Source organism: Thalassospira permensis NBRC 106175, assembly GCF_000714555.1.
Taxonomy (GTDB): domain Bacteria; phylum Pseudomonadota; class Alphaproteobacteria; order Rhodospirillales; family Thalassospiraceae; genus Thalassospira; species Thalassospira xiamenensis.
Genome location: NZ_AUNC01000012.1, coordinates 271,009 through 289,753, shown reverse-complemented (window position 1 = coordinate 289,753; position 18,745 = coordinate 271,009). Strand labels below are relative to the sequence as shown.

At 52.8% G+C, this 18,745-nt stretch carries 17 protein-coding genes; 8 read left to right on the top strand and 9 right to left on the bottom strand.

The genetic code is table 11. The features are described from left to right. The first annotated feature begins 122 nt into the window (after window positions 1-122). From SMB34_RS08520 to SMB34_RS08510, 3 genes are all read left to right on the top strand, one after another. Window positions 123-1,793: an adenylate/guanylate cyclase domain-containing protein gene (locus tag SMB34_RS08520; RefSeq protein ID WP_007088352.1), complete on the top strand. Its 1,671-nt coding sequence runs from the start codon at window positions 123-125 to the stop codon at window positions 1,791-1,793. 236 nt (window positions 1,794-2,029) lie between these two features. Next, window positions 2,030-2,533 (top strand): Hsp20 family protein, encoded by a 504-nt coding sequence (locus SMB34_RS08515; RefSeq protein WP_007088353.1) that lies wholly within the window; start codon window positions 2,030-2,032, stop codon window positions 2,531-2,533. Window positions 2,534-2,549: 16 nt separating this feature from the next. Continuing rightward, window positions 2,550-2,816 (top strand): DUF1150 family protein, encoded by a 267-nt coding sequence (locus SMB34_RS08510; RefSeq protein WP_007088354.1) that lies wholly within the window; start codon window positions 2,550-2,552, stop codon window positions 2,814-2,816. Between the two features lie 79 nt (window positions 2,817-2,895). Here SMB34_RS08510 and SMB34_RS08505 read toward each other — a convergent pair whose 3' ends face one another. From SMB34_RS08505 to cobA, 7 genes are all read right to left on the bottom strand, one after another. After that, on the bottom strand, window positions 2,896-3,648 hold the full coding sequence (locus SMB34_RS08505; protein ID WP_139328086.1) for an MBL fold metallo-hydrolase: 753 nt from the start codon (window positions 3,646-3,648) through the stop codon (window positions 2,896-2,898). Window positions 3,649-3,840: 192 nt separating this feature from the next. Continuing rightward, window positions 3,841-5,331: a methyl-accepting chemotaxis protein gene (locus SMB34_RS08500; RefSeq protein WP_037989152.1), complete on the bottom strand. Its 1,491-nt coding sequence runs from the start codon at window positions 5,329-5,331 to the stop codon at window positions 3,841-3,843. A gap of 183 nt (window positions 5,332-5,514) precedes the next feature. After that, window positions 5,515-5,976, bottom strand: coding sequence for a YcgN family cysteine cluster protein (locus SMB34_RS20860; protein WP_007088357.1), 462 nt, complete (start codon window positions 5,974-5,976; stop codon window positions 5,515-5,517). Between the two features lie 84 nt (window positions 5,977-6,060). After that, on the bottom strand, window positions 6,061-7,401 hold the full coding sequence (locus SMB34_RS08495) for a cobyrinic acid a,c-diamide synthase CobB (RefSeq protein ID WP_037989150.1): 1,341 nt from the start codon (window positions 7,399-7,401) through the stop codon (window positions 6,061-6,063). Between the two features lie 55 nt (window positions 7,402-7,456). Then, window positions 7,457-8,077, bottom strand: coding sequence for an SCO family protein (locus SMB34_RS08490; protein ID WP_007088359.1), 621 nt, complete (start codon window positions 8,075-8,077; stop codon window positions 7,457-7,459). Window positions 8,078-8,232: 155 nt separating this feature from the next. Further along, window positions 8,233-9,021 (bottom strand): sulfite exporter TauE/SafE family protein, encoded by a 789-nt coding sequence (locus tag SMB34_RS08485; protein WP_037989315.1) that lies wholly within the window; start codon window positions 9,019-9,021, stop codon window positions 8,233-8,235. A 78-nt stretch (window positions 9,022-9,099) separates the two neighbouring features. Continuing rightward, a complete protein-coding gene (gene cobA, locus SMB34_RS08480) occupies window positions 9,100-9,969 on the bottom strand; it encodes a uroporphyrinogen-III C-methyltransferase (RefSeq protein ID WP_037989148.1) in 870 nt (289 codons plus the stop codon). Window positions 9,970-10,204: 235 nt separating this feature from the next. Here cobA and SMB34_RS08475 point away from each other — a divergent pair, with 235 nt between their 5' ends. The 3 genes from SMB34_RS08475 (at window position 10,205) to SMB34_RS20620 (ending at window position 14,411) form a co-directional block, all read left to right on the top strand. Next, window positions 10,205-11,338 carry a cobalt-precorrin-5B (C(1))-methyltransferase gene (locus SMB34_RS08475; RefSeq protein WP_037989146.1) on the top strand — a complete coding sequence of 378 codons (1,134 nt, stop codon included), beginning with the start codon at window positions 10,205-10,207 and terminating at the stop codon, window positions 11,336-11,338. A 26-nt stretch (window positions 11,339-11,364) separates the two neighbouring features. Then, entirely contained in the window at window positions 11,365-12,150 is a 786-nt protein-coding gene (locus SMB34_RS08470) for a cobalt-precorrin-6A reductase (RefSeq protein ID WP_051682189.1), read from the top strand. 113 nt (window positions 12,151-12,263) lie between these two features. Beyond that, complete coding sequence (locus tag SMB34_RS20620; RefSeq protein ID WP_051682188.1) at window positions 12,264-14,411, top strand: methyl-accepting chemotaxis protein; 2,148 nt, start codon at window positions 12,264-12,266, stop codon at window positions 14,409-14,411. Between the two features lie 86 nt (window positions 14,412-14,497). Here SMB34_RS20620 and SMB34_RS08460 read toward each other — a convergent pair whose 3' ends face one another. Both SMB34_RS08460 and SMB34_RS08455 read right to left on the bottom strand, forming a co-directional pair. Then, window positions 14,498-15,505, bottom strand: a complete 1,008-nt coding sequence (locus SMB34_RS08460; protein WP_037989144.1) for a complex I NDUFA9 subunit family protein — start codon at window positions 15,503-15,505, stop codon at window positions 14,498-14,500. 151 nt (window positions 15,506-15,656) lie between these two features. Continuing rightward, window positions 15,657-16,562, bottom strand: coding sequence for an SDR family oxidoreductase (locus SMB34_RS08455; protein WP_037989143.1), 906 nt, complete (start codon window positions 16,560-16,562; stop codon window positions 15,657-15,659). 238 nt (window positions 16,563-16,800) lie between these two features. Between SMB34_RS08455 and SMB34_RS08450 the strand changes: the two genes are divergently transcribed. Both SMB34_RS08450 and SMB34_RS08445 read left to right on the top strand, forming a co-directional pair. Further along, window positions 16,801-17,613 (top strand): tetratricopeptide repeat protein, encoded by an 813-nt coding sequence (locus SMB34_RS08450; RefSeq protein WP_223304946.1) that lies wholly within the window; start codon window positions 16,801-16,803, stop codon window positions 17,611-17,613. Between the two features lie 72 nt (window positions 17,614-17,685). Then, window positions 17,686-18,717 (top strand): substrate-binding domain-containing protein, encoded by a 1,032-nt coding sequence (locus SMB34_RS08445; RefSeq protein WP_007088368.1) that lies wholly within the window; start codon window positions 17,686-17,688, stop codon window positions 18,715-18,717. The last annotated feature ends 28 nt before the right edge of the window (window positions 18,718-18,745 follow it).

Below are 18,745 nucleotides of genomic sequence, written 5' to 3'. Positions count from 1 at the left end.
TAAGATATAGTGATGCATGCGCAACCGGCTGGAAGTTTTCAGAACATTCTGCAATACGATTTGTTTATGATTGCGCCTGATACTGGACTTTAGCAAAATTTCTGCCAGTAAAATGGAATGCCATGATCCAGAATTTACGGCTTTATTCCGGTCTGACGCTGTTTGCATATGTCTTCATGCATCTGATCAATCAGGCCGCTGGTATCATTTCGCCCGAAGCAATGGAAGCCATCGTCCCGGTTACAACCGGTATCTGGCAATTCCCACCGCTGGAAATTCTTCTTTTATGCGCTGCGATCACGCATTTCCTTCTGGCGACAGCGCGACTGACCAGCAGGCGCTCCCTGCGCCTGCGCAAATCCGAATGGACACAGATGGTCCTTGGTCTGTGCATTCCATTTCTATTGTTCCGCCATATCATCGCAACACGGATCATCGACCTCGGATTTGGTGTTGATTCCGCGTTTGAACGTGTTTTGCTTGATCTTGCCGTGTTTATTCCGAGCCAGGGCGTATTGCATGCAATCGCTGTGATTGTCGTCTGGACCCATGGTTGTATCGGTATTCATTTCTGGCTGCGATTAAAGCCATTTTACCCGCGTTGGCGTGGTGTGCTTGGCGCATCAGCAGTACTTGTCCCGACACTGGCACTGGCCGGATTTGGCGCGGCATCCGCTGAAATCATTCGCCGGACCGAAGAAGGCGGACGCAAATATGTTTTTGGTGTTCTGGATGCCGCAAACGTCAATGACGCGGCAGTAAAATTTTATGAAAATGCGCTTCTCCCAGGCACGATAATTGCCATTTCTCTGGCTTTGGCACCCTTTGTCGTGCGGCAAATTCGCCAGACCGTTGATCGCATCAAACGCGGACCGATGCTATCGATGCCCAACGGCAAGCTGATCCGCGTCGCCCCCGGGGCAACGGCACTTGAAGCCCTTCGCGATGCCGGTGTGCAGATGGCATCGGTTTGTGGCGGACATGGTCGTTGCACGACATGCCGCATCCATTGCGGATCGGGCATTGATCAGCTTGCAGCCCCCGGCAAGATCGAAGCAGCCGCGCTTGAGAGCATCCACGCGCCGCGTGGTATGCGATTGGCCTGCCAGATCAAACCGGTAAACGATCTTGCGGTTGCGCCGTTATTGCCGCCGAACGCCACCGCACAGGATGGACGCCGCCCCGGCGGTCTGTCCGGTAGCGAACGTCAGGTTGTTTCCATATTCACCGACCTTCGGGATTCGACACGTTTGGGCGAAAAGAAAATGCCCTACGATGTGCTGTTCATCCTGAACCAGTTTTTTGCCGAAATGACAGAAGCCTTACGCGAAAGTGGCGGGCTCTATGCCCAGTTCACCGGTGATGGCCTGATGGCGCTTTATGGTCTTGATACGGACGATACGGAAACCATGATCCGTGATGCCCTTCACGGGGCGGCGGGGATGTTGCGCCGAATCGAAAATCTGAATGAACATTTGAAATCAGAGCTTCCGCATACATTGCGCATCGGTATTGGCATTCACATGGGCGAAGCGATTGTTGGCGAAATGGGGCCACCCGGCCGCGAAAACATCAGCGCCATCGGCGACACGATCAATACGGCTGCAAGACTGGAAAGCCAGACCAAAAAGCATGGTGTGCCGCTGGTGATATCAAAGGCAATTTTCGACCATGGGCCGATTCCATTACCTGAAAATGCGGTGATGCATGAAGTGGCCTTGCGCGGAAAGGATCAGACTGTTGCCTACTATGCACTGGAAAATATGCCCGAACTGCCGGAACGCGTTGTATGATCATCTCTGATCGGTCATGATCTGCGTATTACACAGGTCTGATATCGCATATTCCCAAGGTTTCCGCGGTTACAGTATCAATCCGGGTCTTGACTATGCGATAGAAAACCACATTTATTCGATTAGATAGATATGTCTGATGCCGAACGGGTCGGGTCAGATGTTCAGACGCCCGAAACGCCAAAAGCGTGGGGTCTGGTCGATATCACACTCGCTCTACTGAGGAGGTGCTGCCTATGTCACGAATTTCAATGTTTAACAGTCCGCTGCTGTTGGGGTTTGACCAGATCGAACGTGTTCTTGATCAGGTTTCCAAAACCAAGGCAGAAGGCTATCCGCCTTATAATATCGAGCAAATCGGCGAAAACCATCTGCGTATCACGGTCGCGGTCGCAGGATTTGCCGAAGACGATCTGTCGGTAACGACCGAAGACAACCAGTTGATTATTCGTGGCAAGCATCAGGAAGACGACAGCAACCGCATCTATATCCATCGCGGTATAGCATCCCGCCAGTTCCAGCGTTCCTTTGTACTGGCCGAGGGTATTGAAGTTGTTGGCGCCCATCTTGATAACGGACTTTTGCATGTGGATTTGAACCGTCCGGTTCCTGAACCGGTTGTACGTGAAATTGCGATCAACTCTGCCAAGAAGAAAGCCGTCTCGTCACGCACCATAGATATGACCGTCGATGCTGAAAATGGCGCAGACGCGGTCGAAGATAAAAGCCGCAAGGCGTAACAAGGAGAGTGGTTTTATGAGCAATCGCATCTCAGACCATGAGACCAAAGAAACCCGCGGCGCGGAACAGGATTTGAACCTGCTTTCGTCTGGTGATTTTGCCATGCTTGGCATTCACGATTTTGCTTATGTGCGCGCGATGGCCAATCCTGAAGACGAAAGCAACGAAACGGTCTTTGGGGTATTTACCGCCGATGGTACCCATATCGCATCGTTCGAAAGTCAGGCCGTAGCCCATGCGGCAATCCGCCAGCACGACATGGACCCGCGTTCGGTTCACTAAGACGACCCGATCAGGATATCTCGGAAATCAGAAGGCAGCCAATGGGCTGCCTTTTTGCTGGGTTTGATCAGGCGTCACCCTAACGAATTTCGATCACTTCGCCAGGTACGGCAACCCGTACCTGCGGATTTTCGCGCAGAAGTTCGGCGATCTCACGTCTTACATCACGTTTGATGTGATAGAGCCAGAAACGTGATCCGGGCATATCAGATGCCAATTGCAGAACAGTTTCCAAATCGCAGTGCGCGGCATGTTTTGGATCATGCTTGGGCAAATATGTTTCCTGAAACACCAGATCAGCAGCGGTAAAAAGCGCTGTAGTATCGGCTGTCACGTTACCGTCACCGGAATAGGCAAAACCCTTATTTTCGAAACGCAGCAAAATTGCATGGTTCTGAACGCTGTGATCGGAACGGGCAAATTTGGTTTCGAACGGACCTATCTGCGTGGTTTCCGGCACCGCATGCCAGATAATTTCAAACGGCCACGCACTTCCAAGCCCGGCAAAGCCAAGCTCCATGATCTTTTCCAGATGATTGCGTACCGCAGGTGTCGCGATGATATGGATCGGCTTTGATCGACCGTCATCGCGCCAGTTCAGCATAACCGGCACCAGTCCGAAAACGTGATCGGGATGCATGTGGGTGAAATAAATCGCATCAATGGCATCCGGATCGGGAAACTTGCGCATCAGCAATCCGGGCACCGTTGCCCCACAGTCAATCATCAACCGATAGCCATTTGCACTCACCACGACGGATGAGTTTTCAAAGGCGGGATCGAATGCCTCGCCAACACCCAGAACATCTATGCGCATATATTCACTCGACATTCCCTGTCACCGCGCTGTTTGCGGATCATTTGCAATGAGTGTCTATTTTTGCTGAGACAGTGAACATTAGGCAAGCTGTTCAGATTTGTTTTCGCGATAAAGTCTCAAAACCGTCACCGCACAAACAAAACTGGACGGCCGAATGCATCGGCCATCCTGCAGTTCGATACATCTGTATAGGAAATCAGACGGTTAACGCGCCAGGACTTCCGCAGCCTTACGGGTTCGACTGACCGAGTCGGCGACCATACCCGTGGTGGACTTGATATTATCAAGGTTCCGGGCAAGACCATCAACCGCACCTGCCATCATGCGCATGTTTTCCGAAACGCCTTCAGTCACCGCACTTTGTTCCTCAACCGCCGAGGATATGTTGGTGACACTGTCCCTGACCGTTTCCACCGAATGACGAATGGTTTCAAGGGCACCGACAACCTCCGACGAGATCGACTGAATGCCTGAAATTTCATCGGAAATCTGCTCGGTCGCACGAGCGGCCTGATTGGCCAGGTTCTTGACCTCGTTGGCAACAACGGCAAACCCCTTGCCAGCATCGCCCGCACGCGCGCTCTCTATCGTCGCATTCAATGCCAGAAGGTTGATCTGCCCGGCAATATTCTGAATGACTTCAACGATGCTCCCCATTGACTCGACAACCTCCGCCATACGCTGGGTCGAGCTGTTGGCGCTGATCGTCTGATCAAATGCGCGCTCTGTTTCGTCACGAGACTGCGCCATACTACGCGAAATTTCTGCAATTGATGCCGCCATCTGCTCGGCACTGGCCGCAACGGTCTGCACCGTATGCGAGGTTTCCTCGGATGTGCTGACACTTTGATTGGCCGAATTGCCCAAAGCGGCGATGTTACTATCGATCTCGGTAAAGTTCTGATCGATCATGGTCTTGAGCTCAAGCAACAGAAGGGTTTGCTCGGTAATATCGGTCGCGAACTTGATCACCTTGAAAGGCTTTCCAACCGGATCAAGCACCGGGTTATAGGACGCCTCAATCCAGATTTCCTTGCCGCCCTTGCCGACGCGTTTGAATTGGCCCGTATGGAAATTCCCGGTTTTCAGGGTTTCCCAGAACGAGCGATATTCGGCAGAGTCACGATATTCTGGCTCAACAAACATGCTGTGATGCTTGCCGATAATTTCATCGAGTCTGTATCCCATGGCATCGAGAAAATTCTTGTTTGCCTTAAGGATAATGCCCTTCAGGTCAAACTCGATCACGGCCTGCGATTTTTCCATCGCGTCAAAGACACTTTGCAAAACCGCACGCTCAACGCGACGCGCTGTAATGTCGGATGCAAATTTGACGACCTTCGTCGGCTTTCCGTCTTTGCCAAGAATCGGGTTGTAAGTTGCTTCAAGCCATATCATCTCGCCATTTTTGCGCACACGCGGCACAGCACCCGACGAGAATTTACCGCTGCGAAGCTGTTCCCAGAATTTCCGGTATTCTTCGCCATTACTGATTTCACGCGGGACAAACATCGAATGATGCCGACCAACAATTTCCTCCAGCGAGAAACCCATTGTTTTCAGGAAATTATCATTGGCGGTCAGAATCTTACCATTAATCGAAAACTCGATAACAGCCATCGACAGGCTAAGCGCATTTACAATCTGCTGACCTTCCTGCGACTTGTCATTACTGAAAAGTGACGCAAAACCCATCCGAATGTCTTCCTTGTGTTGCCCGGGTTTCTAACTGAAGACCCGGTCATTTAGAGGCATGTATAAAAACAAAACGAACAATTCCGCATATACTGCGCAATTGTTCGGATCACAGGGTATCTATACCGATGAAGTAATCAACCACCTATTTTAGCATAGGTGAACATACTTTGGATTATACGTTCAAGCTGGCCATTTTACAATATATCGGGTCAAATCAGGGTGGGCGTCATCCTCTGAGATCACCATTCCCTTGATCGACATTCCCGCCGCGATCGTTGAGTCTGCGCGTCCTGAAATTAGTGGGTGCCAGTCAGGTAATCCTTTTCCTTCGGCCATCAAACGATAGGCACATGTCGATGGCATCCAGGACAATGTCGTGACGTTTTCCTGCGAAAGTTGCACACAGTCAGGCACATGCTGGGTTCGATTTGGATAATCCTTGCAGCTGCAGGTTTCGCAATCGAGTAATCGACAGGCTACCGAGGTATAATAAACAAAGTCGGTGTCCTCATCCTGCAGCTTATGCAGACAGCATTTGCCGCATCCGTCGCAAATGGACTCCCATTCCTCGGTAGTCATTTCATCAAGCGTCTTGGTTTCCCAAAACGGTTCATTCCCTGTCTCAACCGTCGGCTCTGTCATCGTCTCTCTCGTCCGGCATCATTTTATTATTTTTGGATTGTAACATATGGCGGACTTCCAAACCGCAAAGATCATCAATCGAAGCTACTGGCAGATCAGATGAAAGAACGAGCCGAAAACACTGCCCTTCATCAAACCGGCACTGCCAAGGTCATCACCAGTTGCCGTGGCCATGTTTCCAAGGGGCGTACCATCGGCTTTGATGGTCGAGGCATAGTGAAACTCGTGCCCGCGAAGAACGGTCCCAACCGGCCCCAAGGCTGTTGCCCCGGACAAAACCAGTGTTCGATATCCCAAATGCAGCTTGCGATCAGCAAAGCTCGTCACAAGGGGCAAAAGCCCAAGCATCTGGTGATGTTGGCCAGTTGCATCAATCAATGCCTCGCCCAGCATCATATAGCCACCGCATTCGCCATAGATCGGGATATTTCTGGCTGCCAGCGCCGCGAGTGCCGCTTTGAAATTTCCGGCATTCGCCAGTTGTTCCCCATGCAGTTCCGGATAACCGCCCGGCAGATAGACCGCGTTCGCCCCATTGCTTGGGGTTTCATCGGCAAGCGGGGAAAAGAACGATAGTTCCGCCCCCTGACGGCGCCAGTCTTCAAGAAGATGGGGATAGGCAAAGGCAAAAGCCGTATCCCGTGCGATGGCGATATGCTGCCCCAATGGCGGGATACCGATGCCAACCGCATCCGAACCATCACCAGCCCCCACCGCAAGTTTCCGCCCGCGTACCAGACCGATCAACTGATCAAGATTGACATCCTCGGCAATAATCCCGGCCGCCTGATCAAGAAACACATCAAGCGCGTCATGTTCGCCTGCCTGCACAAGGCCAAGATGCCGTTCGGGCAGCGATAATGTATCACTGCGCCGGACCGCCCCGATCACAGGAATTTCCGGAAGATGTTCGCGGCATGCCGTTTCAATCATCATACGATGCCGATAACTGCCAACCCGGTTCAGGATCACAGCCGCAATTTTCACATCTTTGCGAAAGCCGGCGAACCCGGCGATCACCGCGGCAGCCGATGCCGACTGCCCCTTGACGTCAATAATCAGCACCACCGGCCAATTCATCATCGCCGCAAGATCGGCCGTCGACCCACTGCCGTCCGCCGCCCCGTCAAACAACCCCATCACGCCTTCGCACAGAAGAAGTGACTTCTCCCCGGCCTGCCGCTGGGCAAGCGTAACGATCTGATTACCGGACATCGCCCAGGGATCAAGATTGATACATTTTTCTCGGCATGCAGCGGCCTGAAATGCCGGGTCTATATAGTCCGGTCCGGTTTTCGCCGCCGCTACACGAACACCCCGATTGGCAAGTGCACGCAAAAGGCCAAGCGTCAGAACCGTCTTGCCGCTATTTGACGAAGGTGCGGCAATAATCAGGCCCGGAAGCTGCATTGCAGATAATTCCATATTCTTCCGGTTTCCCTGAATGCCGCACAAACTGATCCCTACAGAAACGCGGTAATCATCCGTTCTTCTTAACGACTTCGGCAATGCCCTTTGCCATATCTTCCGGGGCTGTTCCGTAATTAAAGTGACGGATAAATGACCCATCACGTCCCATCAGATACACAAAGGACGAATGGTCCATCAGATAGGCATCCGAATCCTTTGCTTCCCCGTCGGCATATGCCTTGGCGTAATACACACGGAAAGTCTTTGCCGCGGCTGTAGTCTGTTCAAGCGTTCCGGTCAGGCCGACCATACGTTCATGAAAATGGGGAACATAAGCCGCAATCGCGTCAACTGTATCGCGTTCCGGATCAACCGAAATAAAGACCGGTGTTACTTCATTAGCAATTTCGGGATCAAGGGCATCAAGCGCATTGCCCATCACCTGCAATTCGGTCGGGCAAACGTCCGGACAATAGGTATAACCGAAATAAATCAGCATGTATTTTCCGCGGAAATCCTGTTCGGTGCGGGTCTGACCATTTTGATCAACCAGTTCAAACGGGCCGCCAATTGCCGCAGCACCCGAACTTGAAGATACGGTTTCCGATCCCATCATCATCAGTCGATAGGTCAATCCGATTCCGAGAACCAGCGCAATCGCCAGAATGATTACGAGTGTTTTCCTGCTCACGCCGCTACCTGTTCCTTTTGTCCCGGGATTACCTTTGCCGCAATCAACCGGATGAATAACCCACTGTCTTGCGGGCACTATAAATCCGCAAAACGATCATGCAAGACCCGTGACTGTGCCATGGCTCACAATAGCGTCATTGCGAATTCGCAAAATTATCCGATCTGATGAAATGCCAGCATGGCAAGGATGATGGCGTTAACGACCATAAGCCCCCGACCGACCGGTGCCATAAAAGCACGAAAACGTCGGGTGGCATACTGGCCGATCACGCCCGTTGCAAACAGCATCGGCACGGTGCCAAGACCAAATACCGCCATGACGAACCCGCCGGTCAATGCATTGCCACCTGCCGCCGCCAGAACCAGCGCACCATAAATCAGGCCGCAGGGAATAAATCCAAGCATGATCCCCAGCAGATAACCCCGCCAGCCAAATGGCGCACCAAATAGCGGTTTGGTTCGGTCACCAACCACACGGTTCCACCATGCCCCCGCAGCATTTCCTCCAGCCACGTTTGGAAACAGCCCGGCAAGATGTGGCACCAGACCGATTACCCCGAAGACCAGAAAGAAAAGTGCCGCACACAAAAGCAACATAGGCCCCAACCACCAGATTTTGGTCAGCACCGTGATGCTATCGGCGAAAAATCCCGCCATCACACCAAGCAGGGTATAGGTCGTCAATCGGCCAAACTGATAAGGCAATAAGGCGGCCCCGGTAAGTCGGCGAAGCTCGCTCATCTTTTCAAGCGGCAGCTTTTCCATGCGCGATGTGACCTGACTGATCACAAATGGCCCACACATCCCGACACAGTGCGTGGCACTGCCGACAAGTCCGGCAATCAATGCTGTCGCCAAAACGCCGCTGTCTTCTTGCAAAACAGTCACGCATTGTGCCCAGCCGCTTTCGATGATGCGGATCAGTATCTGTTGTTCGTCCATGATCCACCCGGAATGATCAGTTACGTCGATTGTGACGCGCCGATCCATTGTGAACAACGATATAGATCAATCCGGAACTCAGGATTTGGAAACGTTCGCGTCCACCGGCATGGTAATAAGGTCAAGAACCTGTTCGAACGGAACATGGCGCACGGCTTTGACGTCATCCTGCGGCGAAAGCCAGTTCAACCGGTCGCGCAAGTCGACCACCTTGCCCAGAATACAAACTGCTGGCGGTTCCACACCGGCTTTTTCGACATCATCGGCCGCATTGGCAAGCGTCGAAATCAGAATGCCCTGATTGGGGGTTGTTGCCTGATTGATAACCGCAAGTGGTTCGTCACCGGATCGTCCATTGGCCATCAGTTCCGATGAAATACGGCGCAAATGCTTCATCGCCATATACAGCACCAATACCGGCGCCCCTTTGGCAAGAGCCGCCCAATTAATGTTATCGGGCATTTCGCCACTTGAACCGTGGCCTGTGACAAAGGTTACCGATGAATTGCAATCACGATGCGTTGTTGGAATCCCGGCATAGGCCGCACCGGCAATCCCCGCCGTAATACCCGGCACGACCCGGAACGGCACATTATGTTCAACCAGCGTCAGACCTTCTTCACCACCGCGACCAAAAACAAACGGATCACCACCCTTAAGCCGCAGAACCCTTAAGCCCTGCTTGGCGTAATCAACAAGCTGCAGGGATATATCCGTTTGCTTTGAAGACGGCCGACCACCGCGCTTTCCGGCATAAACACGCTTGGCATCCGAACGCAAAAGATTGAGAATCCGGTCATCAACCAACGCATCATAGACAACAATATCGGCCTGCTGCATCGCATTGACAGCATGAAGCGTCAGCAAACCGGGATCACCCGGACCTGCGCCGACCAGCCAAACCCAACCCGGCTCAAATACCGGAAAATCAAGACCAAGTGTCGTCATTGCGGAATTCTTTATCTCTCAGCCAACTGGTCCATCTGTGCAGGACCGGATCGTTTGGATATGTTAAACAGCATCTTGGTGCTACGTCCAACATATTAATCCGTATTTTTTTCGTTATTTACCTAATACCACATCATTTATAATGTTTAATATATGAGCTTTGTCAAAAAATGCGTGGTGCCATAATAATGGTTAACCCAAATCTTCAAAGCCCTAAACCGGGATCGCCCGCCCCATGACCCGAAAACCGGACGGACCACTACGCAAGGGATGGACAACGGGGGCCTGTGCCACCGCGGCAACCCGCGCGGCGTGGCAAGCGCTTTTGTCTGGCGAATTTCCTGATCCGGTCACCATCATCCTTCCCCGGGGTGAAACACCATCCTTTAACCTGATCAAGGCTGAAACCGGCGATGGCTGGGCACGGGCAAGCGTGATCAAGGATGCAGGCGATGATCCCGATGTCACCCATGGCGCGGAAATCATTGCAACAATCCGCCATGGACAACAGGGGTCCGGCATCACCTTCCATGCCGGCGACGGTGTCGGGATGATTACGAAACCTGGCCTGCCCATCCCGGTGGGCGAAGCCGCGATCAACCCCAAACCGCGCGAAATGATGACACAGCAGATCGTCGAACTGGCAAACAGGTTTAACGCGACTACCGATGTCGAAATTGAAATTTCCATTCCCGGCGGGCGGGAAATCGCTCTGAAAACCTGGAACCCGCGACTGGGAATTGTTGGCGGTCTTTCCGTACTGGGAACCACCGGCGTGGTGATTCCGTTCAGCTGTTCGGCGTGGATTCATTCCATCCATCGTGGCATTGATGTCGCGCGCGCCACCGGCCGCAAACATGTTGCCGGGGCCACCGGCAAAACGTCCGAAGCAGCCATTCGGCAATTTTATAATCTGCCGGACGAGGCTATCCTGGATATGGGCGACTTTGTTGGCGGCATGCTAAAATATCTGCGTCGCCATCCAGTCGATTATATCACAATTTCAGGCGGATTTGCCAAACTGGTCAAACTGGCGCAGGGCCATATGGATCTGCATAGCAGCCGGTCCGAAGTCGATTTCAACAAGCTCTCTGATACAGTTGCCGCACTTGGCGGTGATGCCGAACTGGTATCTGAAATTGCCAACGCCAATACGGCCAAACAGGTTCTGGAACTTTGCTCATCCAGAAACGTTGATATAGCACGCACCATTGCCCTTCAGGCTGGTGAAACCGCCCGCGCAACCATCGACGGTGCTTCCGCCATCGAAATTGTCGTTGTTGATCGTGTTGGCAGGATCATCGCCCGTGCCGGACATGGTGATTTTGACGCCTTTCTTCCTGCCGAAGGCACAAAGCCAAACCTTTAAAATGAACAAGAACAGGCCCGCAACATATGACTCCCCCTCGAAACACAGAAACCCCGCTGAACATTCTTATTTTTGGCGGCACGGGGGATGCCAACCGTATAGCTGCTGACCTGTTACAGGAATTTGGATCAGATGTGCGTCTGCAGCTTTCTCTTGCCGGTCGTACCAGTGCCCCAAGATTACCGGATGGCATTCCCGTCCGCATTGGTGGTTTTGGCGGAGCCGAAGGCATCATATCCTGTCTGGGTTCGGAAAAAATCGATCTCGTGATCGATGCAACTCACCCCTATGCCACACAGATATCCAGCCACATTGCCCAAGCCTGTCACGCGGTGGCGACACCCTGCATTCAGTTTCAGCGGTCGGCATGGCAAAAAACGGATAAAGACCGCTGGATCATCGTCAGAAGCCTCGCAGAGGCAGCTCAAATCCTGCCCGAACACGGAAAACGCGCCTTGATCGCCAGCGGACGCAAGGATCTTGCCCATTTCGAAGGCTTGGAAAAAACATGGCTGCTTGTGCGGACTGTCGAGTCTCCCAAAGATCCATTCAATCTGACTCTGGGTGAATGGCTGATTGCCCGTGGTCCCTTCACGGTCGAAGGGGAAATCGAACTTCTGCAACGCCACAAAATCGATGTCATCGTCAGCAAAAATAGCGGCGGTGATGCTACCGAAGCCAAGATTCTGGCTGCCCGCGAACTGAACATACCGATCATCATGGTTGAACGGCCCGGTGCAGCTCCGGTTGAACAAGCAGAGAAAATACAAGAAATAATAGAAAAAATCAGAAATACGCTTGCAAAACACTGACTCAAAAAGATATTTCTTCTCGTGATTTGGACCTTTCAGGGCGGTCCAAGTAACAACAGTCGAGAAGGGCAAAATAAGCCGCCGACACCCTGAAATCCTTAATGGGAATTGTCATGACCGGCAAAATTGGTTTGCGCGGAAGGCTGATGCTGGCAATTGTGCCAATCGCCTTGCTCGCTGTATGTGCCGCCGCCCTAGCGGTTTTTTCTTTCCAAATCACAGAACAACAGCAAAAAGTCGTAGCAGAAGAAGCTATCCCGGCCCTGATTTCCGGCCAGGAACTAAGCGCGTTTAGCGATGCCGTCACCGGCATGGCGCGTCGTGTCACAACTGCGCAATCAGAAGCACAGTTGGAAAACACGACCAAAGCACTCGGCATGATCGAAAATCGCATGAACGATCAAATCGCCGAGTTGGCCAGATACGATATTGATGGCGAAATACTAAACTCATTCTCCCAACAAACAGGGAAGATGATCAATAATATTAATAGCTTGTCCGATATCATGAAGTCACGATTTGACACGCAGAAAACGCGTCAACTTATCATGAGTGACATCATTCGCGCCGTGAATGAAATTGAATCGATCACAATCAGCGCCAGTGACATGGCGAACAGCAATCTGGAAAACAACTTAAGCCAGCTATATGGCCTGGTCCGCAATCCGGAGAAAACCAAAGAAGTCTTTCAAACGCTGAATACGCTTCGTGGAGAGGACGCGCCAACAACAAAGAACATGCTGGAACTGCGCGCGGTGGCACTTAAGATTCCCGCACTGGCCCGCATGACTTTCACGGCAAGCAGCCCCGAAGAACTCGACAAGATCAAGAATTTATCAACGCCGCTTATCCCCCAAATGCAAAGTGGCTCAGATGAAATTCCGTCGGATGAAGATCGCGAAACGGCAAGATCGTCGGTTGAAACAATTGCAAATGGTCTGACATCGAACGGCAGTAACAATCTGTTCAATTTGCGTCAGAACGAATTCGTTAGCGAAGCTTTGCTGACCGATCTGTTGACACAAACAACAGAGACATCCCAACAAATGGCCCAAACCGCGCAACGACTTCTGGAAGATATGCGCGCGAAAATCAACGATGCCAATCAGGGGGTTACAACCACCATCGGCATTGCGAAAAACATCATGATCGCGGTTGCGACCGCAGCACTGATTATTTCTGCACTGATCATATGGTTTTATGTCCAACGCAATCTTTTGGCCCGTCTGATCGGATTGAACGTTGCCATGGATCGCTTGACCAAAGGCGACCTTGAAACACCGGTAACCGATCATGGCAGCGACGAAATTGCAGATATGGCATCGGCAGTCGAATTGTTCCGGGAAAACGCGAAGGAAGCAGAACGTCTTCGGGAAGAAAACAAAGCCGCAGAAATTCGTGCGGAACAACAACGTCGCGAAGCATTGCTGGAAATGGCGAACGGCTTTGAAAGCTCCGTCAATGGGCTGGTCACGGAACTGCTGTCCCAGGTTGGTGACATGCGCGATGCCGCCGACAACATGGCACATAACGCCGGTGACAACGTTCACCGCGCAATCGAAGTCAGCGAAGCATCCCAGAATGCATCCCAGAATGTCAGCTCGGTCTCGTCCGCAACCGAGGAACTGTCTGCATCGATTGCCGAAATCGAACGACAGGTTTCCAAGGCAGAGGAAGTTTCCCGCGCTGCCGTTTCCGAAGCCCGCAAATCTGATGAAACCGTTCGCCAGATGTCTGACACGGCAAATCGCATTGGCGAAGTCATTGAACTGATCACGACCATTGCTGACCAAACCAACCTGCTGGCCCTTAACGCTACCATCGAAGCCGCGCGAGCCGGTGATGCCGGCAAGGGTTTTGCCGTGGTCGCAAACGAGGTCAAAAATCTGGCATCCCAAACCCAGCGCGCGACCGAGGATATCGGCAAGCAGATCGAAGAAATGCGTTCGGTCAGCAGCGAAGCCGTCGAGATGATTTCGACCATCGCCCGGACTATCGGCGAAATCGATACGATCTCAAGCTCGATCGCAGCCGCCATGCGTCAACAGGGTGCTGCCACGGCCGAGATTGCCAGCGGATCGGAAGAAGCCGCCAACGGTGTGCGTCACGTGTCTGAAAACATGCTCAATGTATCACGTGCCGCCGAGGCGGTTCAGGACCTGTCAGGTTCAACCCGCAACACTGCCGAAGAGCTTCTGCAAAAGGCCCATCGTCTGCAGGACGAAGCCAACAGCTTTGTAGCCCGTGTTCGCGCCGGTTAGGCTGCTTGAGAATGCCTGAAATCAGCAAAAACCCCCGCCGAAATGATCGGCGGGGGTTTTAATATCAGTTCTGAAAGATTTAGTGATTAGACGAAACGCCGGAACTCACCACTTTTGCGCGGCGGACAGAAACGTTTCAGATAGGTCGGCGCAATTGCTTCAACGCTGTTGGGCGTAATGCCAAGCTCGGCAAAACCTTCGGCACCGTCAGACACGACATTATCGGTTTTAAGCAGACGAACCTGATCCGTGGTCAAAAGCGGTTTTGGCAGCAATTGCAGGAAAAACGCCTTGATCGACGCCAGCCAGAACGGCACCGGCATCAGAATGGCGCGCTGGCGGGTGATCTGTAGCATATCGCGCAGGAGTCCCATGAAGCTATAGACTTCCGGCCCCCCCAGTTCATAGGTTTTACCCGCAGATTTACCCTCGACCAGTGCCGTCACGAATGCCTCGGCAACGTCGGCAACATAGACCGGCTGGAATTTCGGTCCGCCATCGCCAAGCATGTCGACCTTGCCTTTGTCGAGTTCAACCTTCGGCAAGCCCGGCGCACCAATGACCGGCAGAACCGGGGAATAGCGCGCCATGGTGGCAAACTGGTTCAGGAAATTGTCTTCCGGGCCGAAGATAACCGACGGACGGAAAATCACCGCATCCGGGAAGGCTGCGCGAACAGCTTTTTCACCAGCCAGTTTCGAAGTCGCATAAAGCGCATGCGGGTTCTTATCCACACCAAGCGCCGACATATGCAGGAAGGTTTTCACACCGCATGCCTTGGCTTCCTCGGCAATACGCTTGGCCGCTTTGACATGGATATTCATGAAACTGCTGCTGCCGCGCTGATACAGAATGCCCAGCAGGTTGATCACCGCTTCCGAACCTTCGATCGCGCTTTTGAGCGACTCTTCATTGCGGACATCGCAATGCACCGGAACCACCTGCCCAAGATAGCCCATCGGCTTCAGTTTCTTGACGCGCTCAAAGCTGCGGGTCGGAACGCGGACGATAAAGTCGCGCTCAAGCAGGCGCTTGACGATATGACGCCCGACAAATCCGGTGCCGCCAAAAACGGTTACGATACGACGATCCATGCTTGCTCTCTCCTTGCCGGTCGGTAATGTCGCGATGATCCCGCCATCACGATCCGGCGCTGGGTACCATCAGGGCCAAATGCGGATATCGGCCCGATCAAAATTCCTAAGCGGTTATATACGACCCATAGGGTGCGTCAACAATGCGCTTTTAAAGCGCATGTGTCCCGCCCCCGTTGATTTTGGCCAATATTTCATCATGGAGCGCCAGCAAACCCGCCTTGTAGTCGGGAAAACGCAGCTTCACACCAAGTTCGGCTTTGATCCGGTCATTGGCAACCCGCTTGTTATCTTCATAAAAGCTTGCAGCCATCGGGCTCAGATATGCCGTCTTGAAATCTTCCTCCGGCGGAGGGTCCATACCCAGCAAACCACAGGCATACGCAATCACATCCTGCGGAGGAGCGGCATCATCGTCACACACATTATAAGCCGCACCGGCATTCGGACGTTTGATGGATGCCAGAACCGTCTGTGCAATATCTTCGACATGGATACGTGAAAAAACCTGTCCGGGCTTTACAACCCGCCGCGCCCGTCCGGATCGAACCGTTTCCAGGGCATTACGTCCCGGTCCGTAAATCCCGGCCAATCGGAAACTTTGCACACAAAGATCATGACGCTGCCCCAGATCGAACCATGCCTTTTCTGCGGCCACCCGTCTGCGACCACGTTTGCCGCTTGGCATGAGGTCGTCATCTTCGGTGACGGTCGCACCGTCGTAATCGCCATAAACACCTGTTGTCGACAGATATCCGATCCATGTACCACCCGGCAGCGCGGCAAGATCACCGACATGATGGGCCAGAACAGGATCACCATTTCCACCCGGCGGTGCAGAAATCAGGACATGTGTCACATCTTTAAGGGCATCGCGAATATCGGCAACCGGCTTGTCATCGGAAAAAATGTGCGGCTCGATCCCCTCCGCGCGCAGTTTATCGGCCTTTTCTGCGCTACGCGTGGTACCGGCAATTTCCCAGCCTTCTTCACGTAACTGATTTGCGACAAGGCGCGCTGAAAATCCCAATCCGAAGCAAAACAGCTTTTCGGTCATTATCAAATCCATATGTCGGGGCGACTATCTTTGTGCGGAACACTATCGGCCCTGAACGCGCATGACAAAAGCTTTCCGGTCGGTTTTCGGAAACTTTGAAATCACAATCATTTTCTTGCCGCTTTCATGATTTGCAATGTGGCCCTTATAAACGGCTTCTGGTCAGAATCGACAACATCCGCTTATGCTGATCATTATCGATCCGCCTTGCAACCAACGCCAAACTGAAAGGCCCAACATGTCTGAACTGCTTGCACGCAAAACCCTGCGCGCATCATCCCTTGTTACGATGACTTTGTTTGGCATGGTTCTGGTTTCGCTCGGCCTTCAAAGGCAAGCCTTGGCGCAAGGCACGGATATGAGCGCGGAGGACGCCAAACAATATCAGGACTGCCTGAAACTCGCCCGCCTGAAACCCGAAGACGGTTTTGAAAGCGCCATCGCATGGCGCGATATGGGCGGCGGTGAACCGGCGAAACATTGCGTTGCGGTCGCCCTGATTGCACTTGAAAAATACGAAGAAGCCGCAACCCGCCTTGATGCACTTGCCGATGAAAGCACATCCCCGCAACAGGTTGTCGCCGGGCTTTTGGCCCAAGCCGGACAAAGCTGGATGATGGCGGGAAATCTGGAATTTGCCTGGCGCGACCAGTCCCGCGCACTTGGCATTGTTAAAAACGATCCGACCCTTTGGGTTGATCGGGCAATGGTACTTGGCATGGCCGGTCAATATTGGGATTCAATCGATGACCTTAACAACGCGCTTGATCTTGATCCAAACAATGTCGAAGCACTGATTTATCGCGGCACGGCATGGCGCATGCTTGAAACATACGACCTTGCCATGACCGATATTCAACGCGCGCTGGAACTCTCGCCCCAAAATATTCAGGCGCTTTTTGAACGTGCGAACCTGCACCGGATCAACAAAGACAATGACCTTGCGCGTCAGGATTATCTAACTGTCATAGAAAATTCAAACGGAACCCCTGTCGCTGATGCGGCAAGAGCGAATATAGAAAAGATGGATGTTCAAACCGGATCGGAATAGGTTCTGATCCGTACTTGATATGTGCCCGTCGGTTTCGGGACCATATCGCCAGATTTTCAGCCGGGGGACCCCATGCGTCGTTTGATTGCCACGACCGCCATCGCCGCGTCCATATCCATGATGCTTGCCGCAAACACTGCGCAGGCGCGTGACCAGATAAGAATTGTCGGTTCTTCGACCATCTTTCCGCTGACCACCAAGGTCGCCGAATATTTTGGCAAGACCACCGGTGAACCCGCCCCGGTGGTTGAAAGCACCGGTTCTGGTGGCGGTTTTAAACTGTTCTGCGGCGGGATCGGTGCGGAATATCCCGATATTGTCGATGCATCACGCCAGATCACCGGGTCGGAAACCGCCATCTGTGCTGCCAATTCGGTACGCAATATCAGCGAAATAAAAATCGGTTACGACGGCATCGTGCTTATGGGAGGACGTAATGCACCGACCATGTCATTGACTGCACGGCAGCTTTATCTGGCACTGGCCCGTACTGTCCCGGTTCAGGGCGCAAGCGTTCCCAATCCGAATGTCAAATGGTCCGATATCGATGCCGACCTGCCCGATATTCCGATACGCGTCTATGGTCCGCCGCCGACATCGGGTACACGCGACCTTATGGGACAGCTTCTCATGGACAAGGGATGCGCAACTTTCAGTGACATCGCCAGCCTCGAAGCCAGCGACCCCGAAAGCTTCCGCCTTCTGTGCCGCACCATCCGCGAAGACGGTGCCTATATCGCTGCCGGTGAAAATGATCGTCTGGTCATCAGCAAACTTGAGAAAGACCCGAAGTCCTACGGCATTATGGGTTTCAACAACCTGGACCGCAATCGCGACACCATGCAGGGTGTATCGATCAATGGCGTTGCCCCCGATTACGATACGATCCTTGACGGAAGCTATCCTGGATCGCGCGCCCTTTACCTGTATGTTAAAGATGATCACCAACAACTGGTCAGAACGCTTGGCTCGTTCATTTCGACCTATACCTCGGACACGGTGATTGGCGAGGAAGGCCTGCTTGCCGAAAATGGCTTGGTCCCGTTGCCCGATGATGAACGTGCCGACGCCCTTGCCGGGGCAAAGAAATTCGTCGGGAACTAAGCCCGCGCAAAATGGATGAACAAACGGC

Excerpts from the sequence above, each read along its gene's own strand:
- SMB34_RS08520 (WP_007088352.1), top strand. The coding sequence starts at position 123 with ATGATCCAGAATTTACGGCTTTATTCCGGTCTGACGCTGTTTGCATAT.
- SMB34_RS08515 (WP_007088353.1), top strand. The coding sequence starts at position 2,030 with ATGTCACGAATTTCAATGTTTAACAGTCCGCTGCTGTTGGGGTTTGAC.
- SMB34_RS08510 (WP_007088354.1), top strand. The coding sequence starts at position 2,550 with ATGAGCAATCGCATCTCAGACCATGAGACCAAAGAAACCCGCGGCGCG.
- SMB34_RS08505 (WP_139328086.1), bottom strand. The coding sequence starts at position 3,648 with ATGTCGAGTGAATATATGCGCATAGATGTTCTGGGTGTTGGCGAGGCA.
- SMB34_RS08500 (WP_037989152.1), bottom strand. The coding sequence starts at position 5,331 with ATGGGTTTTGCGTCACTTTTCAGTAATGACAAGTCGCAGGAAGGTCAG.
- SMB34_RS20860 (WP_007088357.1), bottom strand. The coding sequence starts at position 5,976 with ATGACAGAGCCGACGGTTGAGACAGGGAATGAACCGTTTTGGGAAACC.
- SMB34_RS08495 (WP_037989150.1), bottom strand. The coding sequence starts at position 7,401 with ATGGAATTATCTGCAATGCAGCTTCCGGGCCTGATTATTGCCGCACCT.
- SMB34_RS08485 (WP_037989315.1), bottom strand. The coding sequence starts at position 9,021 with ATGGACGAACAACAGATACTGATCCGCATCATCGAAAGCGGCTGGGCA.
- cobA (WP_037989148.1), bottom strand. The coding sequence starts at position 9,969 with ATGACGACACTTGGTCTTGATTTTCCGGTATTTGAGCCGGGTTGGGTT.
- SMB34_RS08475 (WP_037989146.1), top strand. The coding sequence starts at position 10,205 with ATGACCCGAAAACCGGACGGACCACTACGCAAGGGATGGACAACGGGG.
- SMB34_RS08470 (WP_051682189.1), top strand. The coding sequence starts at position 11,365 with ATGACTCCCCCTCGAAACACAGAAACCCCGCTGAACATTCTTATTTTT.
- SMB34_RS20620 (WP_051682188.1), top strand. The coding sequence starts at position 12,264 with ATGACCGGCAAAATTGGTTTGCGCGGAAGGCTGATGCTGGCAATTGTG.
- SMB34_RS08460 (WP_037989144.1), bottom strand. The coding sequence starts at position 15,505 with ATGGATCGTCGTATCGTAACCGTTTTTGGCGGCACCGGATTTGTCGGG.
- SMB34_RS08455 (WP_037989143.1), bottom strand. The coding sequence starts at position 16,562 with ATGACCGAAAAGCTGTTTTGCTTCGGATTGGGATTTTCAGCGCGCCTT.
- SMB34_RS08450 (WP_223304946.1), top strand. The coding sequence starts at position 16,801 with ATGTCTGAACTGCTTGCACGCAAAACCCTGCGCGCATCATCCCTTGTT.
- SMB34_RS08445 (WP_007088368.1), top strand. The coding sequence starts at position 17,686 with ATGCGTCGTTTGATTGCCACGACCGCCATCGCCGCGTCCATATCCATG.